Origin of the sequence: Yoonia sp. (genome assembly GCF_042093035.1) — a bacterium.
In the GTDB taxonomy this organism is placed as follows: domain Bacteria; phylum Pseudomonadota; class Alphaproteobacteria; order Rhodobacterales; family Rhodobacteraceae; genus Yoonia.
In genome coordinates, this window is record NZ_JBELFI010000190.1 from 1 (window position 1) to 2,874 (window position 2,874).

Sequence of the window (2,874 nt, forward strand, 5' to 3'; positions counted from 1 at the left end):
GGACCTACTGATTACAAATCAGTTGCTCTACCAGCTGAGCTATAGGGGCACTGGTGCATCTTGCGATGTCTCGGCTGACCCGAGTGCGCGGCGTATAGCAGCAGACAATGCGCCATGGCAATGCCATTTTCACACCAAGATTACAAAATTCTTGCACCGAAAATATAGGCAAACGCGGCCTCCCGCATGATTTGCGTTTTCAGCCAGAAAACACTAACCCGACGGATGAGACCCCCAAGAGAGATCAGGTCAAAGTTTCATGCAGATCGCATTTCATATCGGCGCAAATTGCACGGATGCAGACCAACTGCGGAAATCGGTTTTGCGAAATGCGGCCGCTCTTTTGCAGCAAGGTATCGTCATCCCCGGGTCCGACAAATATCGCGCGCTTCTGCGCGAAACGATTGATGGTCTCAATGGCGCGCAGCCTGCGGCCGACACGCGTGAAATCCTGCTCGATGCCATTATCGCGCAAGACGACGCGACACGCGTCATCCTGACCAATGACAACTTCATCGCGATCCCAAAACGCATCTTCGATCGCGGTGTGTTCTACGCACAGACCGAACCCAAGTTGTGCGGTTTGCAACGGCTTTTTCCCGAAGATGAATTGTCGCTCTTTTTCGCAATCCGCAATCCCGTTACCTTTTTACAAGATGCCGCTAGACTGGCTGAGCCGACATCGTTGCGTGAATATCTGGGGCTGTTGTCCCCGATGGATGTGCGCTGGTCCGACGTAGTCAAAAAAATCAAACGCGCAGCACCCCGTGCCCGGCTGAATGTTTGGTGTACCGAAGACGCCCCCCTCATTTGGGAGGATCTGATCCGCCTGCAGACAGGGATACCGCCTGATGATCCTGTGCAAGGGGGGTTCGACATGGTCCGGCGTGTTCTGACACCGGCGGGACTTGAGCAAATCAAGGCCCTTGAGATGCCCCGGGACCGCATTGCACGTCACGCACTGATCGGTGATCTGATCGAGGATTTTGCCGCCCCCGATCTGGTCGAGGAACAGATTACAATGGAAGAATTCACGCCGGAACTTATCGGCGCGATGTCCGAAGCCTATGAAGACGACATTGATGTGATTGCAGCGATGGACGGCGTGGAGATGATCCTGCCGTTCACCTGAACGCTACATCCCCAACGCGGCCTTATACATATCGAGAACCGCTTCTTCTTCGGCCAGATCATTTGCGTCACGTTTGCGCAATGCGACAATCTTGCGCAGCACTTTGGTGTCATAACCACGGCCCTTGGCCTCTGCCATCACTTCTTTTTGTGCGTCGGCAATGTCTTTCTTCTCGGCCTCCAGCCGTTCGTAACGCTCGACGAATTGGCGAAGCTCCTGGCCTGCGACGGTGCTGGCGGTGTCGGTAACGGAATCGTTCATCAAAGCTCTCCATAGATTTGCCCCGTGACTAGCCGCTGCCATTGCCCCCCGCAACCCTTGCACCGGCCCGAAGACAGCGTTAGGTGCACCTCAAAAGCGAGGTCGCTATGGAAGTTGTTGTTTGGATTGGTGCGGCATTGACCCTTTTGGGTCTGGTCGGGATTATTGTGAGCATCATCGGCGTGACAAAAGCCCGGCGCGCAGGGGTTTCAGACGAAGAGCTGCGCATGCGCTTGTCGAAAATCCTTCCGTTCAATCTGGGCGCGCTGTTCCTTTCGATGCTGGGCCTGATGGCCGTCGTAATCGGCATCATGCTTGGCTAAGGCAAAGATACTGCTTAGTCCTCTGAGCAGAACAGCTGATAGATTTTTTCCAGCAGTGGCCGCACCCGCGGATCAGAGAGTTGGTAATACATTGCCCGCCCGTCGCGTTCGCAACGCACCAACCCCTCGCCTCGGAGCTTCAGCAATTGCCCAGATACATATGATTGACTTGCGTCAATTGCTGTCTCAATCTCTGTCACAGTCAGCGGCCCGGGAGCCAGCGCGCATAGAATCCGCAGGCGTCCTGGATTGGATAAAGCCTTCAGAACGTCTGCGGCCTCTTTGGCGGCCGCGTCCATATTGTTAAGTAGCAGGTCAGAGTTTTGCATAATGTTACGCGCGCCCTTGATACATTTTACTTTTAGAATATATTTGCTTTCAAAGAAGGATAGCAAAGGAGACAGGAAATGACACCACAGGTTAAAGCTTTCTTTGACGAAAATACCAACACTGTGTCCTATGTTGCACGGGATCCCGAAGGACATGCCTGTGCGATTGTCGACAGCGTATTGGATTATGACCAGGCGGCCGGGCGGACGGATACGTCATCAGCGGATGAAATCATTGCCTGGATCAAGGCAGAGGGATTGCAGGTCGCCTGGATATTGGAAAGCCATGTTCATGCCGATCACCTCTCTGCTGCGCCTTATCTACAAGAGGCGTTGGGCGGAAAAATTGGAATCGGGCGGAATATCACCGTGATCCAGAACACATTCGGGAAGGTGTTCAATGAGGGGACTGAATTCCAACGTGACGGGTCGCAATTTGACGCGTTGTTCGATGAAGGCGACAGCTTTCATATCGGACAATTGCGCGCTGATGTCCTGCACACGCCCGGCCACACGCCTGCTTGTCTGACCTATGTGATCGGCGACGCGGCCTTTGTGGGGGATACGCTCTTCATGCCTGACTTCGGCACAGCCCGCTGTGATTTCCCCGGCGGATCGGCGGAGGATCTTTTTCAGTCCATCCAAAAGATTCTCGCGTTGCCGGATGAAACCCGCATTTTTGTCGGCCACGACTACAAGGCTCCGGGGCGCGATGATTTCGCGTGGGAGACGACGGTCGGCGAACAAAAGGCTCTGAACGTGCATGTCGGCGCCGGACGCCCGATGGATGAATTTGTCGAAATGCGTAAGGCGCGCGATGCCAAACTTG

General features: G+C 54.4%; 5 protein-coding genes. 3 read left to right on the forward strand and 2 right to left on the reverse strand.

The features are described from left to right. Positions 1-259 precede the first annotated feature (259 nt). Positions 260-1,132, forward strand: a complete 873-nt coding sequence (locus ACFDSS_RS14400) for a hypothetical protein (RefSeq protein ID WP_375256405.1) — start codon at positions 260-262, stop codon at positions 1,130-1,132. A gap of 3 nt (positions 1,133-1,135) precedes the next feature. On the opposite strand, the gene ACFDSS_RS14405 is transcribed toward ACFDSS_RS14400, so the two are convergent. Beyond that, on the reverse strand, positions 1,136-1,393 hold the full coding sequence (locus ACFDSS_RS14405; protein WP_375256406.1) for a DUF2312 domain-containing protein: 258 nt from the start codon (positions 1,391-1,393) through the stop codon (positions 1,136-1,138). Between the two features lie 107 nt (positions 1,394-1,500). Here ACFDSS_RS14405 and ACFDSS_RS14410 point away from each other — a divergent pair, with 107 nt between their 5' ends. Beyond that, the gene (locus ACFDSS_RS14410; protein ID WP_375256407.1) at positions 1,501-1,716 is read left to right on the forward strand and encodes a hypothetical protein; all 216 of its coding nucleotides are present in this window, start codon (positions 1,501-1,503) and stop codon (positions 1,714-1,716) included. Positions 1,717-1,730: 14 nt separating this feature from the next. Here the strand turns inward: ACFDSS_RS14410 and ACFDSS_RS14415 are convergent, their stop codons facing one another. After that, positions 1,731-2,045, reverse strand: a complete 315-nt coding sequence (locus ACFDSS_RS14415; protein WP_375256408.1) for an ArsR/SmtB family transcription factor — start codon at positions 2,043-2,045, stop codon at positions 1,731-1,733. Positions 2,046-2,123: 78 nt separating this feature from the next. On the opposite strand from ACFDSS_RS14415, the gene ACFDSS_RS14420 reads away from it, so the two are divergent. Beyond that, positions 2,124-2,874: MBL fold metallo-hydrolase (locus ACFDSS_RS14420; protein WP_375256409.1), on the forward strand; the 751-nt coding region annotated here is incomplete at its 3' end.

What these genes read in the sequence shown, in the direction of transcription:
- ACFDSS_RS14405 (WP_375256406.1), bottom strand. Translation starts at nt 1,393, where the DNA reads ATGAACGATTCCGTTACCGACACCGCCAGCACCGTCGCAGGCCAGGAG.
- ACFDSS_RS14400 (WP_375256405.1), top strand. Translation starts at nt 260, where the DNA reads ATGCAGATCGCATTTCATATCGGCGCAAATTGCACGGATGCAGACCAA.
- ACFDSS_RS14415 (WP_375256408.1), bottom strand. Translation starts at nt 2,045, where the DNA reads ATGCAAAACTCTGACCTGCTACTTAACAATATGGACGCGGCCGCCAAA.
- ACFDSS_RS14410 (WP_375256407.1), top strand. Translation starts at nt 1,501, where the DNA reads ATGGAAGTTGTTGTTTGGATTGGTGCGGCATTGACCCTTTTGGGTCTG.